A 6843-nucleotide genomic window follows, 5' to 3' on the forward strand; every position below is an offset into this window, starting at 1 on the left:
CCCTGCGCCCGGCCCCCGCCCGGGGGGCGGGGGGGGGCGGGTGGGTGGCGGTCGGGGGGCGAGCCGGCCAAATTTGCCGGCCCCCCGACGGTCCAGCCGTGAGGCGGGGCTACGCCACGTCCTTCACCTGGCCGTGCTTGATGTGCAGGCGGCGCTGGGCGCGCTTGGCCACGGCGGTGTCGTGCGTGACGATGATGACGGTGAGGCCGCGGTCCCGCCACAGGCCCTCGAGCAGGTCCATGATCTCGTCACGGGTCTCCTCGTCCAGGTTGCCGGTCGGCTCGTCCGCGAGCAGCACCTCCGGGTTCTTCACCAGGGCGCGCGCGATGGCGACGCGCTGCTGCTGACCGCCGGAGAGCTCGGAGGGCAGGTGGCTGCCGCGGTCGGCCAGACCCACGGACGCCAGGGCCTCGGCTGCCCGCCGCTTGCGCTCCTCGCCGCTGACCTTCAGCGGGGCCAGCGCGGTCTCCACGTTCTCCTGCGCGGTGAGCGTCGGGATGAGGTTGAAGCCCTGGAAGACGAAGCCGATCTCGTTCGCGCGGATGCCGGTGAGCTTGCCGTCGCCCAGCTTCGACAGGCTCGCGTCGCCGAGCGCGACCGACCCGGAGGTCGGCCGGTCCAGCGCGCCGAGCATCTGCAGGAGCGTCGACTTGCCGCCGCCGGTCGGACCCTGGATGGCGACGAGCTGCCCGTCCGGGATCTGGAGGGTGACGTCGTTCAGGGCGAGCACCTCGCGCTTGGACTGGCTGTACTTCTTGGTGACGTTCGTGAGGGTGTACACGGTGTGTCCTTCTTGTCGGTCTTCGCGGGCGATCAGGCGACGGAGCGCAGGGCGGCGGCGGGACGGAGACGGGAGGCGCGCCAGCCGCCGATCGCGCCGGCGAGCAGGCCGCCGAGCACCGCGAGCGCGACGGCGCCGACGATGATCCAGAGCGTCACGGGGGCGTGCAGGGCGATGTCCGCGGTCGTCTCGGAGGCCCGGCGGATCCCGGCGAACGCGCCGCCGCCTCCGCCTGCGCCGAAGCCGCCGCCGGCGAACCCGCCCTCCGCCCCGCCGGCGCCGGGCGTCGCGCCGCCGCCCGCTCCGGAGCGCTGACCGGCAGCCTCGGCGAAGCCGGAGCCGACGCTGCCGGTCAGGGTCGGGGAGATCACGTTCACGATCAGCACGCCGATCAGGCCGATGGCGACGCCGATGACGCCGCCGATCAGGCCCTGCACCACGGACTCGCCCGCCACCTGGCCGACGATCCGGCGGTTGGACCAGCCGATCGCCTTGAGCGTGCCGAACTCGCGGGTGCGCCGGGTGACGCCGGAGATCGTGAACAGGATCGCGATGAGGAACGCCGCGGCGAGGACGATGACCGAGAGCCAGGTGCCGAGGTTGGAGATCAGCTGGCCGGCGCTGCCGAGCGAGCCGGAGACGCTGGAGGCGAGGTCCGCCTGGGTGCTGACCGTCGCGCCGGAGATCGACTTCGTGAGGTCCGCCTTGATCTGGTCGATGTCGCTCGCGGAGGCGGCGGTCACGTAGACCGCGGAGACCTTGTCGGTCTGCCCGGAGAGCTTCTGGGCGACGGCGAGCGGGATGTACGCGTTCGACGCGGTGGTCGAGTCGGCCCCGGTGGCGCTCACGACGCCGATCACGGTGAAGCTCGTGCCGCCGATGGTCATGGTGTCGCCGACGGCCTTGCTCGCGGTCTTGGCGTAGCTCGCGTCCAGCACCACCACATCCTTCGCGGCGTCGGCGGACGTGAACGTGCGGCCGCTGGACAGCGTGACGGAGGACAGCGGGCCGACGGACGTGCCGGCGGGGTCGAGGCCCATCACCGAGAACGAGTCGACGGTGAACGAGCTGCCGCCCGCTCCGTCCGCCCCGCCGGTCGGCGGCGCGGTGGGCTGGGCGGCCTGGCCGCCGGCCTCGCGCTGCTCGCGCAGCTGCTGGAAGTTCGGCAGCGTTCCGCTGAAGCTGGTGTTGGTGAGCGAGAGCACGGCCGCGGCGGCGGAGACGTTCTGCACCTTCTTGGCGGTGGTCAGGGTGCTCGCATCCATGACGGTCGCGCCGCGGGTGGGCTCCAGGCGGGAGGTGTCGACCTTGCGGCCCGTGCCGGTGTCGGTCCCGGTGTTCGCGCCGAAGTCGAACCGGGGACCACCGCCCTGGCCCTGCTGGGCGGTGGCGTTCTGGGCGGTCGCCGGCTGCGTGATGGTGATGTCGGTGCCGACGCCGTAGACGGACTGCAGGACGCTCGCCTGCGCGTCCTTCACGCCGGCGGAGACCGCGTTGACGATGATGACGAGCGCGATCGCGAGGGCCATGCCGATCGCGATGATGACCGTCTGCTTGCGGCGGTTGAGCAGCTCACGCCGCAGATACGTCCCGAACATTGGCTTCCATATCTCTGGGGGTACGACGAATGGGTCGCCTGGACGCTAAGTCCGCCCCTTTTCCGGCCTCTATGGCCGGGCTATGGTTTTGCCGAGTGCGCCGGCGCTGCTGTCCGTCACCGTTCGGGACGTGTGTGGCTGCGCGAGCACGCCCGGGACGTACCGCACGGGCACAGTCCCGAGTGCGGTGCGGGGGAACGTGTGCGGCGGGGCGCCGGGGTGCAGACGTGACGCGGGGGCGCAGTCGCCGCGGCTCGGAGGCGTCGGGTCGCGCGGGGCGGGCCCGCTGTCCCCGTTCGGGACGTGTGTGGCTGCGCGAGCACGCCCGGGACGTACCGCACGGGCACAGTCCCGAGTGCGGTGCGGGGGAGCGTGCGCGGCTCACAGACTGTCCATAGGTTTCGCAAAGTCGGCGTCAAGTCGATTCCAGATAATGGGAAAGGTGACCATGAACGCCCGCGCCGCCTCCACCCCGTCCAGCCAGCCGCGCACGCTGCTCCGCCGAGCAGACGGCAGCAGCATCCGCGTGCTCGTCGTCGACGACGAGGCGACGCTCACCGACCTGCTCGCGATGGCCCTCCACTACGAGGACTGGGAGGTCAAGACCGCCGCCACCGGGCAGCAGGCGCTGCAGCTCTCCCGCGAGTTCAAGCCGGACGTCGTGGTGCTCGACATCATGCTCCCGGACATCGACGGGCTGCAGGTGCTCTCCCGGATGCGCGCGGACGGCAACGAGGCGCCCGTCCTGTTCCTGACCGCGAAGGACTCGCTCGACGACCGCATCGCCGGGCTCACCGCCGGCGGCGACGACTACGTCACCAAGCCGTTCAGCCTCGAGGAGCTGGTCGCACGCCTGCGCGGGCTGCTGCGCCGCTCCCGCGCCGCCGTCGCCGACCAGGACGACCCCGTGCTCATCGTCGGCGACCTGGTGCTCGACGAGGACAGCTACGAGGTGCACCGCGACGGCGAGCCCATCCAGCTGACCGCTACCGAGTTCGAGCTGCTGCGCTTCCTGATGCGCAACCCGCGCCGCGTGCTCAGCAAGGCGCAGATCCTGGACCGCGTGTGGAGCTACGACTTCGGCGGCTCGTCCAGCGTCGTCGAGCTCTACATCTCCTACCTGCGCAAGAAGATCGACGCCGGGCGCGCTCCGATGATCCACACCGTCCGCGGCGCCGGATACATGGTGAAGGCCGCGCAATGACCGCAGCCCGCACGGCGGGCGCACCGACCGCGGCCCCGGGCGCAGGCGGAGCGCGGGAGCGGCTGCGGCGCCTCCGCCCGTTCCGGGCCTGGACGCTCCGCAACCGCGTCGTCCTCGTCGTCGTCGCCATGCTCGCTGTGCTGGGCGCCGCGATCGGGACGGTCAGCGTGCTGGCGCTGCAGAACTACCTGATGACGCGGCTGGACCAGCAGCTGACCAGCGCGCTCGTACGCGGGCAGCACGCGGCGGACAACCTCTTCGGCACGTCGCCGACCGGCCCGGACGGCATCCGCATCGTCGCGGCCCCCGGGCAGCCGACCGGGACGTTCGGCACCATCCGCAGCGGCGACTCCTTCCTCTTCCCGGTGATCCTGACCGACCGCGAGTCGGACAATGCCAACAACCAGCCCGCCGCCCCGCGCGACGTCGGCGTGCTCCCCGCCGCCGCCCTCCGGGCCCTGCCGGCCGACGGCAACGCGCGCACGATCAGCCTCGGCAACCTCGGCGACTACCGGGTCGCCGCCTACCCGATGCAGAACGGCGACAGCGTCATCATCGGACTGCCGCTGAGCGACGTGCAGGCGACCGTCGCCCAGCTGACGCTCGTCATCGTGCTGGTCACGCTCGCCGGGCTGATCTTCGCGTTCCTGATCGCGAGCGTCGTCGTGCGGCTGGCGATGCGCCCCCTGGAGCGGGTGGCAGGCACGGCAGAGCAGGTGGCGAACATGCCGCTCGACCGCGGCGACGTCGCGCTCTCGGTCCGGGTGCCGGAGGAGGACACCGACCCGCACACCGAGGTGGGCAAGGTGGGAGCCGCCCTCAACCGGATGCTCGGCCACGTCGCGTCCGCGCTGACCGCCCGCCAGGCGAGCGAGCAGAAGGTCCGCCAGTTCGTCGCGGACGCGAGCCACGAGCTGCGGACGCCGCTCGCCTCGATTCGCGGCTACGCCGAGCTCACCCGGCGGTCGCCGCACGAGCTGCCCGACGACGTGACCCGCTCGCTCGGCAGGATCGAGTCCGAGGCGACGCGGATGACCTCGCTGGTCGAGGACCTGCTGCTGCTGGCCAGGCTCGACGAGGGCAGGGAGCTGGACCACGATCCCGTCGACCTCTCGCTGCTGCTGATCGACGCGTTGAGCGACGCGCACGCCGCCGGCCCCGAGCACAACTGGAGCATCCGGCTGCCGGACGAGCCGGTCGAGGTGCCGGGCGACGCCCCGCGCCTGCACCAGGTCGTGATGAACCTGCTCGCGAACGCCCGCGTTCACACGCCGGAGGGCACGCACGTCACCGCCGGACTCGCGCTGGATGCCGCGGCGGGCCAGGCGGTGATCACGGTCGCGGACGACGGGCCTGGCATCCCGGACGACCTGCGCTCGACGCTGTTCGAGCGCTTCGCCCGCGGCGACAGCTCGCGCAACCGGGCGACCGGGTCGACCGGGCTCGGCCTCGCGATCGTGCAGGCCGTGGTGGAGGCGCACGGCGGCACGGTCGAGGTGCGCAGCGTGCCGGGGGACACCGTGTTCGAGGTGCGGCTGCCGCTGGCCGCGGTGGACGCTCCGGCCGCCGGGGAACGGCCGGCGGACGCCGCGTCCGCCCCGGCCGAACCGGAGATCCCCGGGGGATGACCGACGTGCTCGTCCCCGCCGTCGCCTACGGGCACCCGGCCGCGCCCCCGCTGGTGTTCCTGCGCGGCCTGCCGTCGGAGCCGGGCCGGGCGCGCGGACTGGACGCGCTCACCGAGCGGATCATCGTGCGCGGCCCCGCCCGCAGCCGCCGCGTGCACGCCATCGGCCGCCCCGTGCGCATCCGGCCGGGAACGAGCATGGCCGGCATCGCGGCGGTGTACGCCGACCTGCTCCGCCGCCGCTTCGACGGTCCCGCCGCGCTGATGGGCGTCTCCACTGGCGCGAGCATCGCCCTCCAGCTCGCGACCGACCACCCGGAACTCGTCAGCTCGCTCGTCGTCGCCGCCGGCGCCGCGACCCTGGGCGCGGAGGGCAGGGCGGTCCAGCGCCGCTACGCCGACCTCCTCGCGGACGGGCACCGGGAGGCGACGGAGCAGCTGGCCATCGCGACGATGGACGCGCCGCTGCTCGCACCTGCGGTCCGGATGGTTTCCCGCGCGGTGCCGGCTCCCGCCGACCGCGCGGGCCTCCGGGCTCTCGTGGAGGCGGAGGAGGGCTTCGACGTGCGCGAGAGCCTCGGCCGCGTGCGCGTCCCGGTGCTCCTCGTCTCCGGGGGCCGCGACCGCTTCTATCCGCCCGCGGTCGCCGCCGACACCGTGCGGCGGCTTCCGGATGCGACGCACATCGTCTACCCGAACCGGTCGCACGCGGGCACCCCGCTGCACCCGCGGTTCGCGGGCGACGTCGGAGCGTTCCTGCGCCGTCAGCCCTGAGCGGCGAACGCCCCGCCCGGCCCGAACACCAGCCGGGCGAAAGGGAGGATGATCGGGCCGGCGCGCCGGTCCGATGCGGGAAACGGAGGAGGGCGAGGTGCGGATGCGCCCGGATCTCCTCCGTTCCCCTCGCCTCGAGGCGGCGCGATTTGCGCACCGCCGCGGGCATCCCGTACTCTTGACGAAGCCAAAGACCGCTGGTCGTCGTGTTCGCACGTCCGAAGTCCCATCCAGGTGGGGGCCCGCGCAGGTGTATGAAGCAAGTCTCGCAGTTCTCTGCGTCGCCAGCTCCGTGCCTCTGCGCCGGAGCTTTTTTCGTTTCCCGCGGTCGAGGCGCACATCGCTCCCGCGGTGTGCGACGAAGAAGATTGAGGAGTAGGCCATGGCGAACAAGGAAGCCACGGTTGCCGAGCTGGAGAACCTGTTCGACAGCTCGACCGCCGTTCTGCTGACCGAGTACCGCGGTCTCACGGTGTCGCAGCTCAAGGAGCTGCGCTCGTCCATCCGTGAGCACGCGACGTACGCCGTGGTGAAGAACACGCTGACCAAGATCGCGGCCAACAACAAGGGCATCTCGTCGTTCGACGAGGAGCTCGTTGGTCCGTCCGCGATCGCCTTCGTGCACGGTGACCCTGTCGCCGTCGCGAAGTCGCTGCGTGACTTCGCCAAGGCAAACCCTCTGCTGGTGGTCAAGGGCGGTTACTTCGACGGTAACCCGCTGACCGCAGAAGAGGTAGGCAAGCTCGCCGACCTCGAGTCCCGTGAGGTTCTGCTGGCCAAGCTGGCCGGCGCCTTCAAGGCCTCGCTGTTCGGAGCCGCATATCTGTTCAACGCACCGCTGTCGCAGGCCGTTCGCACG

6 protein-coding genes are annotated in these 6843 nt (G+C 72.2%); 4 read left to right on the forward strand and 2 right to left on the reverse strand.

The features are described from left to right. Positions 1-109 precede the first annotated feature (109 nt). Both ACTHMF_RS11380 and ACTHMF_RS11385 read right to left on the reverse strand, forming a co-directional pair. Entirely contained in the window at positions 110-781 is a 672-nt protein-coding gene (locus tag ACTHMF_RS11380; RefSeq protein WP_440317643.1) for an ABC transporter ATP-binding protein, read from the reverse strand. A 32-nt stretch (positions 782-813) separates the two neighbouring features. Beyond that, entirely contained in the window at positions 814-2379 is a 1566-nt protein-coding gene (locus ACTHMF_RS11385; RefSeq protein ID WP_440317645.1) for an ABC transporter permease, read from the reverse strand. A 448-nt stretch (positions 2380-2827) separates the two neighbouring features. Here ACTHMF_RS11385 and ACTHMF_RS11390 point away from each other — a divergent pair, with 448 nt between their 5' ends. The 4 genes from ACTHMF_RS11390 to rplJ all read left to right on the forward strand — a co-directional run. Then, positions 2828-3583 carry a response regulator transcription factor gene (locus ACTHMF_RS11390; protein WP_440317653.1) on the forward strand — a complete coding sequence of 252 codons (756 nt, stop codon included), beginning with the start codon at positions 2828-2830 and terminating at the stop codon, positions 3581-3583. After that, on the forward strand, positions 3580-5211 hold the full coding sequence (locus tag ACTHMF_RS11395) for a sensor histidine kinase (protein WP_440317647.1): 1632 nt from the start codon (positions 3580-3582) through the stop codon (positions 5209-5211). Before ACTHMF_RS11390 ends, ACTHMF_RS11395 begins: the two co-directional genes overlap by 4 nt. Further along, positions 5208-5984 (forward strand): alpha/beta fold hydrolase, encoded by a 777-nt coding sequence (locus tag ACTHMF_RS11400; protein ID WP_440317649.1) that lies wholly within the window; start codon positions 5208-5210, stop codon positions 5982-5984. The genes ACTHMF_RS11395 and ACTHMF_RS11400 overlap by 4 nt, the downstream gene beginning before the upstream one ends. Positions 5985-6366: 382 nt before the next feature. Then, positions 6367-6843, forward strand: a 477-nt coding sequence (gene rplJ, locus ACTHMF_RS11405) for a 50S ribosomal protein L10 (protein ID WP_440317651.1), incomplete at its 3' end; no start/stop codon positions are given.

Source organism: Leifsonia sp., from assembly GCF_051955155.1.
Lineage (GTDB): Bacteria > Actinomycetota > Actinomycetes > Actinomycetales > Microbacteriaceae > Leifsonia.